Here is a 19,894-nt window from a genome sequence, read left to right as displayed (position 1 = left end):
CTGTTACATTTATCATATAATACTTTTCATTGCCTTTATTGTATGATTTTGCGAGCCATTTCTAATAATTTCTAAAATTATTTAATTAACATCGCAGAGGTAATGAAACCTTGTTCTGCTACTGATGTTTATTAAGACCTATGGGAGCGAATTGGGGAAATGTTTTTTTTTACTCTATCGATGATTTTAAATCATGAATCTGGCAAATATCTCGTTAAGACAACTACGGATCTTTTTAGCAGTTGCCGAACATCACAGTTTTAGTCGTGCAGGCAACATGATTTCATTAACACAATCCGCTATGAGTCACAGTATCGGCGAGTTGGAAACCGAATTAGGGATCAGACTTTTCGATCGCACCACACGAGAAGTGCTTTTAACTCAAGATGGGGCTGATCTGGCGGAAGAACTTCGGAGGATAATAAGTGAACTGGAAACCACGCTTAGTCATGCCCAGAGCAGGGGCGAGCGACGGCGCGGGCTGGTACACGTGGCCACCAGCCCGACGATTTCGGCGGGCATCATGCCCGGCTGTATCACGCAGGTCGTGGAGAATTATCCACAGATCAATTTAATCATTCATGATCAGGTTCAACAGCAAACCATTCAGATGGTGTTAAACGGCGAAGTGGATTTCGGCGTGATTGTCGAACCTTCGGTACCGTCCGATTTGTACACCGAGACATTTATGGAGGAGCCGTTTTGCCTGGTATTACCCAAGGCGCATCCCATTGCCCGGCAGAGTCAGGTGAAGTGGAGCAACCTGCAAAATCAGGAATTGGTTCTGCTTGATTATGCCTCGGGGAGTCGGCCTATTATCGACGATGCCTTGATGCGTCATGGCGTTAAACCCTGTGTCGTCCAGGAACTCGGGCATGTGGCGACCATATTTCGTATTTTACAGTCGGGCATAGGGGTTTCGATTATCCCGCAACTGGCCTTATCTTCCCTGGAGGGCTCCAGTTTGACCACCCGCCAATTGTGGCCAATGGAAAACAGGCGACTGCAACTGGCGCGTCGCCGTAATAGCTTGCTGTCGCCGGCGGCGACGGCGGTATGGAGACTGATTCAGAACCTGGGGTAGCGCCGCTGGGTGACTAAAAGCCCCCCAGCGGGCGTCATTGACGCAGCCAGTTGGACACGGACAGCGCGCGTAGACCAGCGCGTACACGGACCGCACGAGGATGTCGGGCACTGCCCAGGACCCAAAATGGCAAGTGAAAGTCCTGATGGAATAGGTTCTCGGAGGCAACACGAACAGGCTGGCTATCCATGATGATATCGTTGAGCCACCCCCCTGTAGCAAGCTGGCCGCCTGTTTTTTTACTTTGCCGCCATGACGGGTCGCGGTATAGTCGTGAACCCTGTTTTCAAACCGTTCGCGTACTGTAACGCCATGATATTGAACGTTGCGCACATCGCCCTGGAACAGCCGCCGAGTAACCCGTTGCTGGAGGTTCGCCATCTCACGCTATGCGCCGATAATGACAAACCCCGCCTGCGCGATATGTCATTGACGCTTAACCACGGGGAGCGTTTGGTCATCATCGGCCCGAACGGCAGCGGCAAGTCGACGCTGCTGCGCCTGCTGAGCAGCGAGCTGAAAGCGGACCAGGGCGGTATTTTTCTTGAAGGACGGGCGCTATCCAGCTATACCCGCCGGCAGAAAGCCAGAAGAATATCGTTAATGGCGCAAAACGATGCGGCCGACATGCGCCTGCGCGTCGATGAATATGTGATGCTCGGCCGGTTACCCCATCAGACCCGCGGCTCCGCCGACGAGGATAGGACAATTGTCGACCAAATGCTCAAGGACACCGGACTCTATCCCTTGCGTGCCGCTTATCTGGGCACGCTGTCCGGCGGCGAACAACAACGGGCGGGGCTCGCCAGGGCGCTTGCCCAACAGCCCACGCTGCTGCTGCTGGACGAACCCACCAACCATCTGGACCCCCTGGCCAGAATACAGTTGCTCTCCCTGATACGGAATAAACGCATCGCCACTGTCGCCGTACTGCACGATTTATCGCTGGTCAGCGCGTTTGCCGACCGGGTATTGATGATTAACCACGGCGCCAAATGCTGCGAAGGTAGTCCCGACGATGTCTTTGACTCGCCGCTCATGCAACACGTGTTCGGTCTGCACAGTTTTCGGGTTACCCACCCACGCAACGGCGAGTTATTGCGTTGCTTCGAGCCGGCCTGATTGCACGGGCAAGGTTTGGCGGGGAAAGCCCGTGCCGGGTGTCCGCCAAAACCGCTATTTCTTGATCTTTTCAGGTATAAGCCCAAGGCAATTACATTATATTAGCGTCATGGACGGCTTGGTTGCTTAGGGATCAGGCCGGCTGTTACTGGTGTGTAACCTAAACAGGTTATCGGGAAGTGAGGTGAGACGCCTCCGCAGCCCCCGCTGCTGTATTGCCGACGAAGCCATCACATGCCACTGCTTAATCGCGGGAAGGGATGGCTAAGGATGACGCTAAGCCAGAAGACCGGCACCGTAACGTATTGCGACAAACTCTTCGGCGGGAGGAGGATGTGCTGTTACGCGGATATGGCCGGCTTTTTTTTTCGCGTTCTCACACCACTTCAATCCGCTGATGGTTCAGCGATTGACAGTGGCGACTAAGGAGAAAGCGTGAAAAAATTTGCCGTATTGTTATTGACCATGGCATGGATTTCGTCGGCGTACTCATCCGGTTTTCCCGTCAAGGTGGACAGTTGCGGGCAGACCTTAACATTCGATAAAGCGCCCAAACGGGCCGTAATACATGACATCAATATGTCGGAGATGGCTTTCGCCCTGCATTTGCAGCCGCATATCGTCGGTGTCACCGGCATTACCGGTTGGTATAAAACCACGCCCGAGTTCGATCGCGAGAAAGGCAGTATCCCGGAACTGGCGCCAAAATATCCCTCTCTTGAAACACTGGTGGCGGTAAAACCGGACTTCTTTTTTGCCGGTTGGAACTACGGCATGAGAGTCGGCGGCGACGTCACCCCGCAAACATTGGCCAAGTACCATATCAAAACGCTGGTACTCAGCGAAAGCTGTATTCATGTCGATAAACATCGTCCCCGGGCCAGCATGGATCTGCTGTACGGCGATATGGATAAATTAGGCAAGATATTCGGCAAAGAAGAAGAGGCGCTGGCGCTTATCAAGCAGTGGAAATCGCAACTGGCCGCCATAAAAAGGAAAATCGGCCACAGAACGCCGTTGCGGGTCTTTGTTTATGATTCTGGCGAAGAAAAGCCTTTCACCAGCGGTGAATACGCCATGCCAACGGCAATCATTGAAGCCGCCGGCGGCAAAAACATCATGGACGACATGCAGACCAGTTGGGGAACCACTAATTGGGAAAATGTCGCCATGGCTGAGCCGGAATTCATCATTTTACTGGATTACCAAACCGGCGGCGGCGCGGAGGCATTACGCCGTTTTCTGGAATCGCACCCGTTGATGAAAAACACGCCGGCCGTGATGCGCCACCGTTACCTTAAGCTTAAGTATCAGGAACTGACGCCGGGACCGGCCAATATCGGCGCCATCACCAAACTGGCCCATGCGCTCTACCCGGATGCATTTCGCTAATGCGGCGACACCGCCGTTATGTCCTGCTCTGGGGACTGATTCCACCGCTACTGGCCGGCCTTTTTATGGCGGAGTTGACCTTGGGCACGGTGTCATTGTCATTGGCGCAAATAGGGCAGGCCATAGACATGACCCACATTGTGCCCCGTTCGGCAGTGATAAGGAGTATTGTCCTGGATATCCGTCTGCCACGCGCGTTGCTGGCCATGCTCACCGGCGCGGGACTCGCTATGGTGGGCGCGCTTTTACAGACCGTCACCCGTAATGATCTCGCCGATCCGTTTCTCTTTGGTTTATCTTCCGGCGCCTCCGCCGGCGCCGTCTGGGTCATTACGCGCCTGGGCGATCAATTGGGGATATGGACCTTGCCGTTGGCTTCGTTCGCGGGCGGGGCGCTTTCTTCGGCGACGGTAATACTGATTTTTGTTTTGCAATCCCATAAAGGAACGGAACGGCTGGTGGTCAGCGGTCTGGCCATTTCTTTCTTGTTCTCCGCGCTCACCAACTATTTTATTTTTACCGGCGACCAGCGGGCCGCCGGTTCGGTACTGTTCTGGTCTTTAGGCGGTCTGGGTCTTGCAAGCTGGAACAATATCGGTATTGCCCTGGCGGCGGTTTCACTCCTCGCCGGCGTTATCCTGTTCCGTCTGCGATCCCTTGATTCACTGCTGTCCGGCGAACAAACCGCCCACTCGCTCGGCATACCGGTAACCCGGTTGCGCATTGAGATTTTTATCAGTTGCGCGATGGCGACCTCCGCGCTGGTTGCCCTTACCGGCGTGATTGGGTTTATCGGCCTGATGGTGCCGCATTTGGTCCGTCCGTTCAGCGGGGTCAGACACGGCAAATTACTTCCGCTGGCGGCGTGCATCGGCGCGCTACTGCTGTTAACCGGCGATATACTCAGCCGCACGCTTGCCGCGCCTCAGGAATTGCCCATCGGCATTATTACCGGCAGTCTTGGCGGCCTGTTTGTTTTAGCAATGCTGCTACGGAAATAACATCGTTCCGGTGGTTTATACGCTAAATAATTCAAGTTGCATCGCGGCGGCAAGCGAGCGACAAATTCGTCGGGAACGAATTTGAACCGCCCGCCTCAAGCCTTTGATGAGCGACAGGGAGTCTTTCATGGATCCCTTAACCCTGGATAATACCGCGGCATTTTTCTGTAACAGTTCATTTTTTACACTCGCCAAAATTCGTTATATCCATAAAAAACTATTTTACTTTTATATTTGTAATGTTATAACGTACTTTACTTGATTCGGCTCTATGGCTCTTCCCACACAGAGATAGCATAAAGAGATAGCATAATATGAATGTTCAAGGTACATGTTTCCCCCTGCCTGTCGTGACCACCAATACAATCAGGATCCCATCCAACAGAACCCATCCGCGCTGGAAAACGGCGCTTTTTTGTACCCTGCTCACGGTTTTCACCTACGGCGTGGGAAGCCTCCCGGCTATCGCCGCGGACAAAATCATCAATGCAGTTGGCGTTGAAAACGAGTACGCCGACGTCATTTCACAAATCGGCGGACAGTATGTACATGTCGCCACCCTTATAAGCGACCCCAACACCGACCCGCACACGTTCGAAGCAAACCCGAAAATCGCCCAGCAAATCGCCGCATCCGATATCATCGTTGAAAACGGAATCGGCTATGACGATTGGGCGGACAAAATCATTAGCGCGGCGCCTAAAAGCAACCGGAAGATTATCAATGTTCAGCATCTTTTGAACTTGCCGGACTCTACGCCCAATCCACATCTCTGGTACGATCCCAAGACCATGCCAGCGGTCGCCGATGCCATCGCGCAGGATCTCGCTGCGCTGCTTCCGTCGCAAGCTCGCGTGTTCGAAGCGAACGCCAAGCATTTCAAAGCGTCATTGCAACCTTGGTACGACGCCATGGCGGCCTTCAAAGCGGATTACCCGAACGCGCCGGTGGCCGCGACGGAACCTGTGGCCAACTTTATGTTGCAGGCAATGGGCGTTGATATTAAAACGCCCTTCAGCCTACAGGCATCCATTATGAACGGTACGGATCCTTCACCCCAGGATGTGAGTACGCAAAATGCGCTATTCACCGGCCATAAAGTGAAGGTATTCGCTTATAACCAGCAGGTGACCAGCCCTCTTACAGGGTCGTTTCTGGCCCTGGCTAAGAAAAATCATATCCCGGTTGTCGGCGTTTATGAGACAATGCCGCGGCCAGGGTATCATTATCAATCCTGGATGCTGGCTGAAGTGATTGCCCTGCGTAAAGCCGTCGCAAACCGAGTCTCAACGGAAACACTCATTCAGGCCAAGCAATGAGAATGTCTAAAGAGCCCGATATTCTCAAGGTTGAGCGGCTGGGGATATCGTTCCCCGGCCATTCGGTTTTACGGGACGTGAGTTTTGTCTTAAGGCAGGGAGAATTCTGTGGCCTGATCGGTGCGAATGGCTCAGGCAAAACCACATTGCTGCGGACAATCCTCGGTTTTCAAAAATCCACCAGTGGCAATATCAGGATCAATGGTCTGCAAGGGCGGGCAGGCCGCAACGTTATAGGGTATGTGCCGCAAAAGAACGTCCTTGATCCCGATATGCCAATGAGAGCGCGGGATCTGGTGGCCCTAGGTCTAGATGGATATCGGCTGGGTTTGCCATTGTCGTCGCGAAAGCGCACGGATCTCGTTGAAAAAATGCTTAATGCCGTGGATGCGGAACACTTTGCTAACGAGCGGATCGGTAGGCTTTCCGGTGGACAGCAGCAAAGAATCTTGATTGCCCATGCCTTGATACGACAGCCAAAATTGCTGCTCCTTGATGAGCCGATAGCGAATCTCGATATCCGAAGTGTCGCTGAAATCGTTGGCCTCTTGGGGCGGCTTGCCAAAGAACAACAGGTCTCCGTGTTACTCTCCGCGCACGACATGAATCCCCTTCTTTCCAATATGGATCGCATCATTTATCTTGCCAATGGGCGGGCAGCAAGCGGACCGACCGATGCCGTGGTCAGGGGTGAGGTGTTGAGCCAACTTTATGGTCATCACATCGATGTCATTCGTGTCCATGGCCGTGTCCTGGTGGTGGCCGCCGCGTCTTCTGGCGATATATGTGACATGATGGCCCGTGAACCGGTCCATGTCGCACAAATTCCTTAATGTCATGAACATATTATCCTTCCTCTTTGCCGCCGGTTTTTTTACCAACCAGCCGGTCTATGTGGCGATGATAGTCGGCGGATGTACGGCAATCGTATCAGGCGTCGTGGGGGTTTTCACGGTGATACGCGGCCACGCTTTTGCAGGCCATGCGCTGGCGGATGTGAGTAGCGCGGGCGGCTCGGCCTCTTTTTTACTCGGCATCAACCCATTACTGGGTTTTGTGATTATGGCGGTACTCGGCGCAGCGGGAATAGAGTTGATTGGCGTCCAACGCGCCCGTGAACGTAGTCTTGCGACGGGGATCGTATTGAGCGCCGGTCTCGGCCTGTCCGCTTTGTTTCTTTATTTCGATATGACCACCCACAGCACGACCGGTGCCGCGATCACCGTTATGTTCGGGTCAATTTGGACGATTTCCCCGTCTATCCTTCCGTTGGCCATCGGTATCGGAATCAGTGTCATGCTGATAACCGGGCTTTTGTATCGCCCCTGGCTATTAAGTTCCGTCAACCCGGAACTGGCCAAAGTCCAAGGGATCAACATACGTTTCGTAAGCCTGCTGCATTCGCTGGCTTTGGCGCTGGCCGTAGCGCTCTCGGCAATGACGGTGGGCGCCATTTTATCCACTGCGCTATTGGTAGGGCCGTCGGCAATCGCATTGCAACTGTCGAAACGGCCCGGCCGGACAATATTGATAGCCGTGTTGATCGGGCTGGCAACCGTCTGGGCGGGTATCGTGCTCGCCTATGACAGCTTTTACTGGACGCCAGGACATGGATGGCCAGTCAGCTTTTTCATCGTTATGTTGATCTTCATCCTATATATCGCCATCGTACATTTACCGTGCCGGTTCAGCCGTCAAGCCGGTCGGCCGGAATACACTGACATAAAGGACATAAGGGAAGGCTAAGGATGTTCTCCAGTTTCATGATCAATACCTGGATTGTCGCCACTATTGTGGCCATCGCGGCGGGTATCGTCGGATTTTTTGTTATTGTCAGGGGGGCCGCCTTCGCCGCGCATTCATTGCCAATGGGCGCTTTTTCCGGCGCGGCGGCATCTGCGCTGCTTGGCATTAATCAACTTTACGGCCTTGTGGTGTTTTCAGGGCTGGGGATACTTGGCATCAGCCAACTTGGCAAGAAGAGCCGGCATGAGGTCGCCACCGCGCTATCGCTGGTGGCTCTGCTGAGTACCGGCACCTTGTTCCTGAGCATGACCCATCAATATTCCCAGTCTGTTTACGCGCTGCTGTTCGGTGAAATTTTAGGCATTAATAACGGTCAGAGAGTCCCTGTTATCATCGTAGGCGCGTTGTCAATCGCGATGGTTATTATCTTCTTCCGGCCGTTATTATTGAATTCAATATCACCCGAATTGGGGGAAATACGCGGCGTCTCTTCCCGTCGCATGGAACTTTGCTTCCTCACTGCCCTCGCGTTGACAACAGTCATGGCGCTGCCGGTGGTCGGCGCGTTGTTAGTCTTTAGCCTGATGATTGCTCCCCCGGCCATCGCCCGCTCCCTGACCGATCGCCCCGGAAAGGCCGTTCTCTACTCGATTGGTATCGCGCTCATCACCGTTTGGGCCTCAATCGCTATAGCTTATGTAACAAATTGGCCCATCGGCTTTTTTGTTGGCGCATTTGGCGCCGTATTCTATGGTAGCGGTCGCTGCTTTTCTCTTGCGCGCGCCCACTTTTAGGTGCCTATTTTAGCCGCTTACCTGTTTCATCAACCACTTTTTCCCCGTCTTCCTTGGCAAAAGCCCCATGTTGCGCATCCGGGAGAATGTCCAACACCACCTCCGACGGGCGGCAAAGCCGCGTGCCCAACGGAGTCACCACAATTGGACGGTTAATCAGGATCGGATATTGCAGCATGAAGTCGATGAGCTGATCGTCGGTAAAACGATCTTCGGCAAGGCCCAACTCGGTATAAGGTTCAACGTTCTTACGCAACAATTCCCTCACCCCGATCCCCATTTCAGCAATGCGTTTTATCAGTTCATCACGGGAAGGCGGCGTCTTTAAATAATAAATAATGGTCGGCTCGGTGCCGCTGTTGCGGATCAGCGCCAGTGTATTGCGCGAAGTGCCGCAGGCCGGGTTGTGATAGATGATAACGTTGCTCATATCGGTATCCCTTGAGAGAGTGAACCAGATTCGCCGAAACCGGCAATGTGCCGACGCCGGCGCATAACCCCTTTGACCACTAAAATATCTTTATGATGGCCGAAAGCCCCCAGTAACATAACACCTCCTGGCAGGGTAGCGAAGCGCCCCTGCCAGACGACCCTGCATTAACCCGCAAGTTGTTTGAGTTTCTCGATACCGGTGGGCTCTGACGCAAGAATGGGAACCAGCGCAATACGGGTGGCGTGCACGGACTTAACGGCGTCGATTTGGGGGTGCTCCCGTCGCGCGCGCTGACACAGCAACGGTGAACGGGTATCGGCAATGGCAAGACTGTTATTAATGATCCAGCCCCAAGGGTGAATCCCCGCACGAACAAGATCAGCCTGTAAATTGGCCGCCTCCAGCACCGGCGTGGTCTCCGGCAATGTGACCAATAAGACTTTCGTTCGTCGCGGATCCTGAAGCTGCATCATGGGCGTGGTGAACTGTCCCTTATCCCCCATTTTCTTGGCAATCTCCCGGTGGTATGCCCCGGTGGCATCCAGCAATAATAATGTGTGCCCGGTGGGAGCGGTGTCCATGACGACGAATCGCTTACCCGCTTCACGGATCACCCTTGAGAAAGCCTGAAATACCGCAATCTCTTCAGTACAGGGAGAGCGCAAGTCCTCCTCCAGCAGGCGCCTACCCGCTTCGTCCAGGTCGCGTCCCTTCGTCTCGAGCACATGCTGGCGATAGCGTTCCGTTTCATCGTGGGGATCGATTTTGCTGACCTTGAGATGTTGCAGGCTACCCTCAAGGGTTGTGCCGAGATGCGCGGCGGGATCCGATGTCGTCAAATGCACATCGAACCCCCTTTCGGCTAGGCTGACCGCTATTGCGGCGGCCATGGTTGTTTTACCCACCCCGCCTTTGCCCATCAGCATAACCAGACCCTGTCCATCGCGGGCGATGTCGTCCACCAGCTCGGAGAGCGATGGGCATTCCGGCGGTTGCGGCAGTTGTTGTTCAGGGAGGAAAGGGGGTTCCGGTCCAGGCTCGAAAAGCCCTCGAAGCGCGGGTACGCCGACCATATTTTCAGGCTGAAGGAATAAACTGTCCATGGGCAACCCCGCCAGACTACTGGGCAGATTTGCCAAAACCGCCTGTTCCCGGCGCCATATCGCGGCCGCCAGCGCATCCGTTGCCGCTGCCGATTCGGGCAAAACGCCGTTAATGACCAGATACTGGTTTCCAAGCCCGATAGCGGCAAGCTCATCATGGGTTCGGGCCACTTCCTGCAACGTCGATTTTTGCGGTCGCGCCACTAACACCAGGCGGGTGCGTTTGGGATCAGACAGGGCCTGAACGGCATGGGTATATTGATCACGCTGTTTTTCCAGTCCCGCCATCGGGCCGAGACAGGAAGCCCCGTCGGGATTGCTCTCAATGTAGCTGCTCCAGGCTCCGGGTAGTTGGAGAAGACGGATGGTGTGGCCGGTCGGCGCGGTGTCAAAAATGATATGGTCAAAACGGGTCAGTAGCGCCGGGTCGGTCAGTAACCCGGTGAATTCATCAAATGCGGCAATTTCAGTGGTACATGCCCCTGAAAGTTGTTCCCTGACGCTGTTAACCACCTCGTCGGGCAAAAGGCCCTGGATGGGGTCGACGATTCTGGCCCGATAGTCCTGCGCGGCGGCCTGCGGATCGATTTCCAGAGCTGAAAGTCCAGGCACGGCCGTTATCGGCAAAATGGCGTTGCCGATAGCTTGGTTAAACACCTGACCGACGTTTGAGGCCGGATCGGTGCTGACAAGCAAAACCCGTCTTCCCTGTCCCGCCAGGCGGATAGCCGTGGCGCAGGAAATCGAGGTTTTGCCGACCCCGCCTTTACCGGTAAAAAACAGGTAGCTGGGGATATTTTGCAGAAATTTCATATGCCCTCCCGACAGGCTCAGCAACAGGAAGTCCTACCGCCGCAACCACATGCCGGTGCCAACCCCACCTTTTCCCGCGGTATGCCGAACCAGCGGGCCAGTTCCGCCCGCTTCGGGTAACGGCCCGCCATCACGGTTTCCCCCTCCAGCAACAGCAATGGCAATCCCCCTGCCCCGGAGGCCTCAAGAAACGCTTTGGCTTTCTCATTATTGACAAAGTCCATGGGTTGTTGCGCCAGGTTATAACGCTCAACCTGAACATCGTGCGCTTTCAGCCACTGCACATCCGCCGCGAAATCGACCAAAACCCGATCGACATCCGCGCCGCAAACGCCGGTATTGCAGCACATCGCCGGGTCAAACACCGTTAACGTTTTCATTTTTGATTCCTCATATTCGAAATTTCATATATGTAGGGGTAAAATTTTTAGATACAGACCGTCTTACCACTGCTGGAAAAATTTGCCGACGCCAGCTTACGGGCGATGGCCTGCACATTGTCCTGCTGACTTAACCAGGCCTGCTCGATAATCTGCGCGGCCCACAAAGGCATATGCGGAGACAAACGGTAGTGAACCCATTTCCCATGCTTGCTATCCAGTAACAGCCCGCTTTCCCTAAGCATGGCTAGATGTCGAGAGATTTTGGGTTGCGACTGATCCAACGCGGCGCAGAGATCGCACACGCATAGCTCACCCATCTCCCGAAGCAATAATACGATGCTCAAACGGGTTTCGTCAGACAGGTTCTTGAAGAGTTGCAAAGAGGTTAAGGGCATCATTTCTCCTGTTGATCTTGGAAACAAGCATACGCCAAGGACGGATAAAAGCAATAACATATTCGAAAAAACGTATGTGTTTATTCCACAATAATACGGCGGCGCCTTCATTCTGCCATACCCCGCTCTGGCTGTTCCACTGCGCGCGTCACACCCATCGGGATTGCGGCGCCACTCTGAGCCAATCGCCGGTCTATTCTGCGAAAACGCCACGCTGTCGCCGCTGAAAATAACGTCCGCTGCCGGCGGCGGCCAAATCCATGCGACCGGAAGGCCATATGCCGCCCAGTCATGACCCTGGCACAAGGCGCTTCGCGCTACCCGCCTTTTTGGCTCTAGACGCCCGGCGCCCAGAGCCGAACCCCACATGACAGTTGCAGATGAAGCGACAATCTGTCTGTGCGGGATCGCAGCAACAGTCGACACTCATACCAAACTGGCGATGTGACCGCGCAACCATTGATGCGCATGATCACGATGGACGCGCTCGGGCCAAAGCATGAGCATCTCGAAGCCCGGCACATCAAGGGGCGGTTCGACCACGCGCAGGGCATCATTTTCACGCACCAGCCGCCAGGGCACCACCGCCACCAGATCGGTGCTCGCCAAGACCGCGCGAAGGAAAAGGAAGTGCGGCACGGATAGCGCGACACGGCGTATCATGCCCCGTTCGGCCAGGGCCATATCCGTCGCGCCATGAAACCCGCCGCCATCGGGAGAAACTATGGCATGGTCGAGCCGGCAGAATTGCGCCAGGGTGAGATGGCGCGTTAAGTGCGGGTGTCCGACTCGGCCGGCAAGCACATAGCGTTCCGTGAATAACGTGCGGCGATGCAGATTGGCTGGCGCTTCGGCGCCCGACATAAAGGCCAGGTCAATGTCGCCCTGCTCCGCTTTCTTCGCCACTTGTGAAGGTTCGCTCTGCACGATCGCCAGGCGCATCGCCGGTGCGGCCACACGCAGCGCCGAAAGTATGGGGAGCAGAATGGTGAATTCTCCGTAGTCGAAGGCTGAGACACGCCAGGTCTGGCAGGACTGGGCGGGGTCGAAGGCATCGGATGGCGCGACCGCCTGTTCCAGTGCGGCCAGCGCCTGCCGCAGCGGCTCGCGCAGTTCCTCGGCGCGGGCGGTGGGTCGCATTCCGCGGGGGCCGGGCAACAACAGCGGATCGCCGAAGAAGTCCCGCAACCGCGCGAGCTGCACGCTTACCGTAGGTTGCGATAAATTAAGGCGCCCGGCCGCGCGCGTGACGTTGTGCTCAATCAGCAAGGCATCGAGCGTCACCAATAAATTCAAGTCGAGCTGTCGCAGGGAATTACCCATAACAATACCAGATATAATGGAAATTCATTTCAACTATACCGGAAACGAAACTAACCTGCCCTCATCGACTTAGGGGGGTATCGATTATGCACATTCTTCTTGTCCACGCGCAGCCGGAACGCACATCCATGACACGCCATCTGGTTAACATTGCCGTTGAGGTATTGACGGCCCAAGGTCACTCGGTCGAGCAATCCGATCTCTATGGCATGGGGTGGAAAGCCGTATTCGACAGCCATGATTTCCCCAACCGGGTTAACGCAGAGCGCTTGTCATTCATCGAAGAGTCGGGACATGCTTTTACCCATGGCGCTCAGACACCAGACGTCGAGGACGAACAAAGAAAAGTTTTGGCGGCGGACGCGGTGATTCTGCTGTTCCCCCTCTGGTGGTTCGGCCTGCCCGCGATAATGAAAGGCTGGATAGAACGCGTATGGGCCTATGGCCTGGCATACGGCTATCAAGACAAGGGCAACGCGCATCGCTACGGGGAGGGCGGCTTCATGGGCAAACGCGCACTGCTGGCGGTATCCGTTGGTGGACCCGAGAGAGACTATTCCCCCCGCGGCATCAATGGTCCTTTGGATCAACTGCTGTTTCCTGTCACGCACGGTGCTTTGTTCTATACCGGCATGGAAGTACTACCCACCTTTGCCGTGTATGGAACCGGCCGGATTGCTTCCGACGGCATTGCCAAGGTGGAGGCCAATTGGCATAACCGATTGAAAGGGCTGTTTGACGACGCGCCGATTCCCTTTCGGTTACAAAACAACGGCGACTACCCGGATCGCCACGTCTTGGCCGATCACGTTGCGCCAGGTCAGACAGGCTTGTCGGCGCATATTAACGATGCTTCGGGAAGCGCTGCGAATGATCGTTGTTCACCGTATGGTTTAGAAAAAGATTGAGGCATAAAAATCTGTTAACCCGTCTTTAGAAGTGCGGTATGCCTAACATCATTCTAAGTGACACAAGCGCCAGTGTCAGCGAACTGAAAAAAACCCGATGGCCACGCTCGGCGCCGGAGATGGCTTCCCTGTCGCTATTCTCAACCGTAACCAACCCGCTTTTTACTGCGTTCCAGCTGCGCTTTACGAAAAGATGCTTGACGCGCATTACATGGCAAGCGAACGATTAGCAGCAAAAACCGAGCTATGATTGTCATTGCGACTTGCAAGTCAAAAACATATAAAAAACAGCAAAATCTGACCACCTGCTTCAGAGTGTAATGCAGACATTTGAATATTTATTTGAAGCCCAGCGCTTCCTGTCCCAAAGCCATCGTTATTTCAATCATGATTCTCTCGTCATATTGAATATGAGAAATTTTTGTCCACGTAAGCACGCCTCGTGCTCTTCTTTTACAACGGTAAATCCGTGATGCTCAAAAAAAGACTTTGCCGTGAGACTGGCTTCGACGCTTACTTTCCTCAAGCCCATCTCCACCGCGCGTTCAACCAGAGCGTTTATCAGAATGGTTCCTTTACCCTGCCGCTGACAGTCATGTGCCACAAAAAAGTGATTTATATGTCCATTTTTCTGTATGTCAGCATAACCATAAATACTTTCATTATTATTATAAAGAATGAAAGGTGCTTTTTCAGTGAGTTCTTGCCGCCACCAATCCATATCTATGTCTTCTGGCGCCCATGCGTTGAGTTGCTCTTGCGAGTAATCACGCACATTGATTAGATGTACGGTTTTAAAAACTCATTCCCATAGCTTTTCTGAATCACCTTGCTGGTAGCGACTGATTTTCATGTCACAATCTCGATATTTAGCTATCTTGATTATAGACTGATTCAAAGATCCACCTAAACAGAGTAAAACCGCGCCCTAAAGCGCGGATGCATACGCATCAATACTGCTGGAGGCTTAATCTTTGAAGCCTGGTTTGCCATTAGCCTGACGCCATTCTTTGACTTCCTGAACAATACTTTCTGGACTGTCATCTTTTCCATCCTCTGGATAGAAGATAAGATCAGTTCCTGATGGATGTTCGGCAATACGTCTAAATTCCCTGCCCCGTCGGTTATCATCCTCTTCTGTTGGCCCCACTGCTCGGCATATTTTACGAACCAAAATTCGCTTTCCGTATAATCAGACAATGTTTTTTCGCTCATATTATCCACCCTATATTGTTGAATGAATTTCAATATGACACATGGGCGTAGTTTTCCCCATATTATCAACATTGTAAATATCTCCCCTGACTTATTGGGTCAATATGGCATATTTCATTTCGATGGAATAGGTATTGGCACAGTAAACTATTCCACAAAAACTAATTTAGGATAAAAAATTTCTCTCATCAGTTAATGCCCACGGATTTTCCCTTTCCTTTTTAAACCAAGCATACAAACTTAAGGTATAGCTTTTTTTTAACCACCAAGGAACCTTGATTCTCTTCAGCCACGCTTTGTGATTGTTGAAAACAATCGTATTTCTTGAACAGGGTTCGCCTTTTTAATAACGTATCCATCCATAAAGGCACACGGCGACGGCCGCCAGTGAGAGAGAAGCGATGTAGATTATAGAATTTCACGCTGCCCTATCAGGACTGGGTAACGAACCGGGACGGTTATTCGCAGAACGTAATCCCAGAGGCACGTCGATAAAGGTTATCACGCTGAGCCATCGGCGGTATCACTCCGTTGTAGGAGGATCACGAGTGCCATTACGTATGACTTGGGAAAAAATAGTGGAATTAATACGTTAGGATATCTTTGGAGCGGGCGAAGGGAAATCACCCCCGCTCCAAAGATCTCGTAATCCCATGGATTTATTAGCAAAAACTTGATGCATTGTAGGACGATTTTGTAGGAGGAACTACAACGTTTTGCAAAGTCCTTAAAGCGGACAGTTATCAAGGCTGCGGCAGAAGTAGTAGTTTTTTGAAGATGCAACAGAAGCACGGTTTCCCTTCTGAGGCTTCTTATATATTGGTTGTGTCATTACCTTCTAAACCCTCAAAATTTGATGAGAAAAAAGTGATACTTCCTCCTATAATGAGAACAACTACTCATGCAAACAGAAGTGAACCATCACATTGATTTAAAATAACAAAGCATAAAATTAGTGATACTGTAAGTTAACCGTAAAGTAACCAGAACTTGGGAAATAACAAAACTGGACAATATTCATCAATCAACCACATCTACGTGCGGAAAATCATTCATGAGATTAATTTTTATCAGTTGGTTTTCCTGGCGACCACAATCTAAAAATGGACAATTCACCATGCGAAGAGGAAACATCAAGATCTATCCTCATCTCAGTCATTAACCCCGACAAAGCGTCATCATGCCTCTGAAGGCTTCGCACAGGGTTATTGCATTTAATTTCATCTTGGTATGACTGAGGTGATAATTTCAAAAGCCATCTATGCACCTACATAAATTTTTCAGAATCAGTGCAGTAATCCCCGTGAGTCAAAAATACATACTTACATGTTTAAATATACACTGTTGATTGATCCAGTATTTAAGATCAATAAACTTACACCAATTTAGGTTTTAAGCTTATCCCATTTAACAGCACTGACTATCCCCCAATTGCCGCTAGGGTTAGGCCTACGCCATTTTGCTGTCTCCATACTACGTAGATACTCAAGAGCCTCCAAAAACGTCCCAAATCGCTTCTGAGCGTGTTTATCACCTACTCCAAATGAGCCATCTCGATTGCTTGCCAGTCCGGGATGAAAACACGAGCCATCAGCAGCGTATGGAACCAACAGTTCCGGGTCGTTATCTTTGGATGTGCCGGAAACTAACAATTGCCACGGCTCAACATTTAAAGCCCCAGCCAACACCTCAATCGCATCCAAAGATGCATTGGAACCACCACGTTCAATGCGGCTCATATAGCTACGCGCAAACCCACACCGATCAGCAAAAGCTTCCTGGCTCATTCCACTGGCTATACGAAGTTCTTTTACCCGCTCGCCAAACTGTATTCTGAGAGATTTTTTCATGCACTGAATGTGCAATTTTGACTACTGTAAGGCCACGCTCCATTTGAGACATTTTGAATCCATCTTCGCGTCAGCGACCTCAGTCACTCGCATTAGTCGCCTTTCTCATGACAACCCTTAAAGATTCAAAATAAACACCAATAGTGACATTTAAAATCCAATAAGTATGATGATCGTCATCAGTTGGGCGACACCATCGTTCGCTATTAGGCGCGATGTGGTTTGGAAAGTGAGGGAATCATGGCGGGAGCAGACCTTTTATTACTGATGGCAGTGGGAGCCGCGCTTAGCTGGGCCAGCTATAGTGTGGTCGCTCATGTTGTATCGAAACAGCAGTTCAGCACGCTACGCGCAATTGCATGGGGGTCTCTGGGCACTCTCTCATTGGTGCTTGGTTTATACGCATTTTCTGCTGTTAGCGCTGAACACCCGGCAGAAAAACAAAATACCTTATGTTCAGGTAACAGCCCGGAATGCTATGCGAAAACGCACCACAACCCGGTCAGGGAGTGCAAGCAGGTAATGGACAAGAAAGCGACGTTTCGCCATGTGTGGCAGGAAAGTGAAGCGCAGCCGGTTTTCGGAACTTACTTGTGGCACGACGAGCAAAAGAAAACGATTCAAGCATTTGGAAATCAGGCTAACGCCATTAACAGTCTGGGAATGTTAACACCGCTTCAATATTTTTGTGTTTTCGACGCCAACTCCGGGGAAGTTATAACTGCTTCTTTCGAATAATCAATTAGTTATAACCATAATTTTATAAGGTCATTCAAAAATGACCATTATGTTATAATATTTAATATATACACAGTAACCCCAAACTTCATCAATGCACAGAAAAAGGAGTTTAAAATGGGTTTTTGCGCTTTATGCGATAAAGAAATTAATGATAAAAACGATTCCAAGGAACATATAATACCTAATAGTATCGGCGGCCGTAAAAAAGTAAAAGGATTTATATGTAACGCTTGCAACAATATTTCTGGAATAAATTGGGATTCAGAACTTAGTAAGCAACTTAATCCATTCAATATATTATTCATGGTAAACAGGGAAAGAGGGATACCAAGACCAGAGAAATTAAAAACCATAAGTGGAAAAGAATACCTTGTCCATCATGAAGGTGGTATGACGCCATCAAAACCTCAGGTTTTAATTAACGAAGGCATTAGCAAAACAATCAATATTACTGCACGCAATTCAGATGAAGCAAGGAGAATGGTTAAGGAGTTAAAAAATAAATTCCCAACCATAGATATTGAAAAGGTTCTTGAGAGTATGGAGAGTAAAAGTGAGTATCTTGATGAACCATTGCAATTTAAACTAGCCTTTGGAGGTGTTTCCGCTGGAAGATCTCTCGTAAAAACTGCCTTAGCGCTTGCTTATGAAGCCGGAATAAATCCTCGTAGCTGTGAAAATGCAATGACGTATCTTAGGGACAAAGATGGGGAACCTTGTTTCGGTTATTACTATGAAAAAGATGTAATCTTAGACAGGCCGCCTCGGACACCACTACACTGTGTTAGCATTTTTGGTAACCAAGCTCTTGGTATTTTAATTGCTTATGTTGAATACTTCGGTGTCCAGCGAGCGATTGTCTGTTTATCAGAGAACTATTCCGGTTCAAACATTGAGAGAACATATGCAATAAACCCTATGTCTGGTGAAGAATTATTATTAAAGGTGGATTTAACCACACTTAACATAGAAGATATAAAAAGCGCATATAGATATGAGAAATATAATAACGAGAACTTAATGAAAGCATTCGATCAAGTAATTCCTTACGCTATTGAATTATCTTTTGAAAGAGAAAAAAATAGAGCTTTGGCGGAGGCCATCGATTATGGTTTCAAGAACTGTGGTGCTAAGGAAGGGGAACAACTTACTCATGAGCATGTAAAAAAACTGGCCGAGCTAGTTACCGAAAAAATGATGCCATTTTTGATCCGACACATCAAATGATAAATTTTCGCACCTGCATTATTCACCTAAGAATTCTTATATGAATAATACAGATGCATAATAAGGTTCTTTTGTTTTTCAGCTTTTTAATTTTTATCACTGTAAAATAAATGCCGATATTGTTGCTCTTGAAACGCCGTATTCACGCGCTAACGCACTGACACTGGTTCCTCTATTGTTTTTCTCTATAATCGACCTACGGGCTTCGGGGGAGATTTTCGACGGTCTCCCCAACTTCTTTCCTTCAGCTTTTGCTCGTGACAGCCCCGCCTGAGTGCGCTCAACCAAGAGGTCACGTTCCATCTCCGCAACCGCTGCCAGCATCGACAACAGAAGCTTACCCGCTGCGGAGGTGAGATCAGTCGTGCCAAGCTGGTGGACAATAACCTTGATATTACGGTCAGCCAGCGCCCTTACCGTTTGCAGGACGTCAATCGCATCACGCCCCAGACGATCGAGCTTCGCTACCACCAACGTTTCACCATCGCGGATTTTATTGAGCATTTCAGAAAACGCTTTACGTTGCATTGCCGGAACCTTCCCGCTAACAACATCGGCAAACCAGTAATCAATTTTCCACCCAGCCTGCCCAAGTTCCAGCCGCTGGTTCTCAGTATCCTGCTGAGCGGTAGAAACACGTCCGTAGCCAAAAATAGCCATAGTCATTTCCTCATCCGGCCCCTGCCAGAAAACGGTGTCAACTTAGGATGGCCTGCCAGAAAAGCCAAGGCTAATTTTCCAACAGTGTGAAAGGGTGCGATTGGAAGGTGCCAGAAAACGGTCGTTTGTTGGCATGGTGTTGAACGCTATAGCGACACATCACCCAAAAGAGGCATGATAAGGAAACCCACTTTAAATATCGGAATACATGATGCTGGATTCACTTCTCCCGTATTTGCCCTTCGCAGGCGTCGTTATCGGTGCCGTTCTCCAATATGTTTTCACTCGCCAAATCGAATACAAACGCGCTGATCTTGACCCGTTATATTCAGACAGCTTTTATCTCTAAGTTAGTGTTATCCGTCGGCTCCGGTATTCCCTCGGT

General features: G+C 51.0%; 20 protein-coding genes and 1 riboswitch. Of the genes, 11 read left to right on the top strand and 9 right to left on the bottom strand.

Translation table 11 applies throughout. The features are described 5' to 3' along the window. The first annotated feature begins 193 nt into the window (after nt 1–193). The 8 genes from FCN80_RS22570 to FCN80_RS22535 all read left to right on the top strand — a co-directional run bounded on the left by FCN80_RS22570 (nt 194) and on the right by FCN80_RS22535 (nt 8,458). Nucleotides 194–1,084: a LysR family transcriptional regulator gene (locus tag FCN80_RS22570; protein WP_136992597.1), complete on the top strand. Its 891-nt coding sequence runs from the start codon at nt 194–196 to the stop codon at nt 1,082–1,084. 273 nt (nt 1,085–1,357) lie between these two features. Further along, nucleotides 1,358–2,206: an ABC transporter ATP-binding protein gene (locus tag FCN80_RS22565; RefSeq protein ID WP_230492871.1), complete on the top strand. Its 849-nt coding sequence runs from the start codon at nt 1,358–1,360 to the stop codon at nt 2,204–2,206. Nucleotides 2,207–2,339: 133 nt separating this feature from the next. After that, nucleotides 2,340–2,518: riboswitch (cobalamin riboswitch) on the top strand. A gap of 123 nt (nt 2,519–2,641) precedes the next feature. After that, nucleotides 2,642–3,598, top strand: coding sequence for an ABC transporter substrate-binding protein (locus tag FCN80_RS22560; protein ID WP_230492870.1), 957 nt, complete (start codon nt 2,642–2,644; stop codon nt 3,596–3,598). Then, entirely contained in the window at nt 3,598–4,599 is a 1,002-nt protein-coding gene (locus FCN80_RS22555) for a FecCD family ABC transporter permease (RefSeq protein ID WP_136992596.1), read from the top strand. Before FCN80_RS22560 ends, FCN80_RS22555 begins: the two co-directional genes overlap by 1 nt. Nucleotides 4,600–4,913: 314 nt before the next feature. Next, nucleotides 4,914–5,918 carry a metal ABC transporter solute-binding protein, Zn/Mn family gene (locus FCN80_RS22550; RefSeq protein ID WP_136992595.1) on the top strand — a complete coding sequence of 335 codons (1,005 nt, stop codon included), beginning with the start codon at nt 4,914–4,916 and terminating at the stop codon, nt 5,916–5,918. 2 nt (nt 5,919–5,920) lie between these two features. Further along, nucleotides 5,921–6,751 carry a metal ABC transporter ATP-binding protein gene (locus tag FCN80_RS22545; RefSeq protein ID WP_136992594.1) on the top strand — a complete coding sequence of 277 codons (831 nt, stop codon included), beginning with the start codon at nt 5,921–5,923 and terminating at the stop codon, nt 6,749–6,751. After that, nucleotides 6,732–7,664: a metal ABC transporter permease gene (locus tag FCN80_RS22540; protein WP_136992593.1), complete on the top strand. Its 933-nt coding sequence runs from the start codon at nt 6,732–6,734 to the stop codon at nt 7,662–7,664. Before FCN80_RS22545 ends, FCN80_RS22540 begins: the two co-directional genes overlap by 20 nt. Before the next feature lie 17 nt (nt 7,665–7,681). Next, the gene (locus tag FCN80_RS22535; RefSeq protein WP_230492869.1) at nt 7,682–8,458 is read left to right on the top strand and encodes a metal ABC transporter permease; all 777 of its coding nucleotides are present in this window, start codon (nt 7,682–7,684) and stop codon (nt 8,456–8,458) included. A gap of 4 nt (nt 8,459–8,462) precedes the next feature. On the opposite strand, the gene arsC is transcribed toward FCN80_RS22535, so the two are convergent. From arsC to FCN80_RS22510, 5 genes are all read right to left on the bottom strand, one after another. After that, the gene (gene arsC, locus FCN80_RS22530) at nt 8,463–8,888 is read right to left on the bottom strand and encodes a glutaredoxin-dependent arsenate reductase (RefSeq protein WP_136992591.1); all 426 of its coding nucleotides are present in this window, start codon (nt 8,886–8,888) and stop codon (nt 8,463–8,465) included. Nucleotides 8,889–9,055: 167 nt separating this feature from the next. Further along, nucleotides 9,056–10,807: an arsenical pump-driving ATPase gene (gene arsA, locus FCN80_RS22525; RefSeq protein WP_136992590.1), complete on the bottom strand. Its 1,752-nt coding sequence runs from the start codon at nt 10,805–10,807 to the stop codon at nt 9,056–9,058. Nucleotides 10,808–10,824: 17 nt separating this feature from the next. Continuing rightward, nucleotides 10,825–11,187, bottom strand: coding sequence for an arsenite efflux transporter metallochaperone ArsD (gene arsD, locus FCN80_RS22520; protein ID WP_136992589.1), 363 nt, complete (start codon nt 11,185–11,187; stop codon nt 10,825–10,827). A gap of 47 nt (nt 11,188–11,234) precedes the next feature. Beyond that, a complete protein-coding gene (locus FCN80_RS22515; protein ID WP_170975496.1) occupies nt 11,235–11,588 on the bottom strand; it encodes a transcriptional regulator in 354 nt (117 codons plus the stop codon). Between the two features lie 423 nt (nt 11,589–12,011). Next, nucleotides 12,012–12,908: a LysR family transcriptional regulator gene (locus FCN80_RS22510; RefSeq protein WP_136992587.1), complete on the bottom strand. Its 897-nt coding sequence runs from the start codon at nt 12,906–12,908 to the stop codon at nt 12,012–12,014. An 86-nt stretch (nt 12,909–12,994) separates the two neighbouring features. Here FCN80_RS22510 and FCN80_RS22505 point away from each other — a divergent pair, with 86 nt between their 5' ends. Then, the gene (locus FCN80_RS22505; protein WP_136992586.1) at nt 12,995–13,816 is read left to right on the top strand and encodes an NAD(P)H-dependent oxidoreductase; all 822 of its coding nucleotides are present in this window, start codon (nt 12,995–12,997) and stop codon (nt 13,814–13,816) included. Between the two features lie 385 nt (nt 13,817–14,201). Here the strand turns inward: FCN80_RS22505 and FCN80_RS22495 are convergent, their stop codons facing one another. The 3 genes from FCN80_RS22495 to FCN80_RS22485 all read right to left on the bottom strand — a co-directional run bounded on the left by FCN80_RS22495 (nt 14,202) and on the right by FCN80_RS22485 (nt 16,881). After that, complete coding sequence (locus tag FCN80_RS22495) at nt 14,202–14,591, bottom strand: GNAT family N-acetyltransferase (RefSeq protein WP_170975495.1); 390 nt, start codon at nt 14,589–14,591, stop codon at nt 14,202–14,204. A gap of 131 nt (nt 14,592–14,722) precedes the next feature. After that, the gene (locus FCN80_RS27640; RefSeq protein ID WP_445081513.1) at nt 14,723–15,031 is read right to left on the bottom strand and encodes a hypothetical protein; all 309 of its coding nucleotides are present in this window, start codon (nt 15,029–15,031) and stop codon (nt 14,723–14,725) included. Between the two features lie 1,385 nt (nt 15,032–16,416). Then, nucleotides 16,417–16,881, bottom strand: coding sequence for a helix-turn-helix domain-containing protein (locus tag FCN80_RS22485; protein ID WP_136992584.1), 465 nt, complete (start codon nt 16,879–16,881; stop codon nt 16,417–16,419). Nucleotides 16,882–17,121: 240 nt separating this feature from the next. Between FCN80_RS22485 and FCN80_RS22480 the strand changes: the two genes are divergently transcribed. Together FCN80_RS22480 and FCN80_RS22475 are read left to right on the top strand one after the other, a co-directional pair. Then, the gene (locus FCN80_RS22480; RefSeq protein ID WP_136992583.1) at nt 17,122–17,619 is read left to right on the top strand and encodes a hypothetical protein; all 498 of its coding nucleotides are present in this window, start codon (nt 17,122–17,124) and stop codon (nt 17,617–17,619) included. Between the two features lie 117 nt (nt 17,620–17,736). Further along, entirely contained in the window at nt 17,737–18,849 is a 1,113-nt protein-coding gene (locus FCN80_RS22475) for an HNH endonuclease (protein WP_136992582.1), read from the top strand. 96 nt (nt 18,850–18,945) lie between these two features. Here the strand turns inward: FCN80_RS22475 and FCN80_RS22470 are convergent, their stop codons facing one another. Beyond that, nucleotides 18,946–19,509, bottom strand: a complete 564-nt coding sequence (locus tag FCN80_RS22470; protein WP_136992581.1) for a recombinase family protein — start codon at nt 19,507–19,509, stop codon at nt 18,946–18,948. Nucleotides 19,510–19,894 lie beyond the last annotated feature (385 nt).

It is taken from the genome of Martelella alba, from assembly GCF_005217455.1.
Lineage (GTDB): Bacteria > Pseudomonadota > Gammaproteobacteria > Enterobacterales > Enterobacteriaceae > Acerihabitans.
This window is presented reverse-complemented; position numbering and strand designations above follow the sequence as displayed.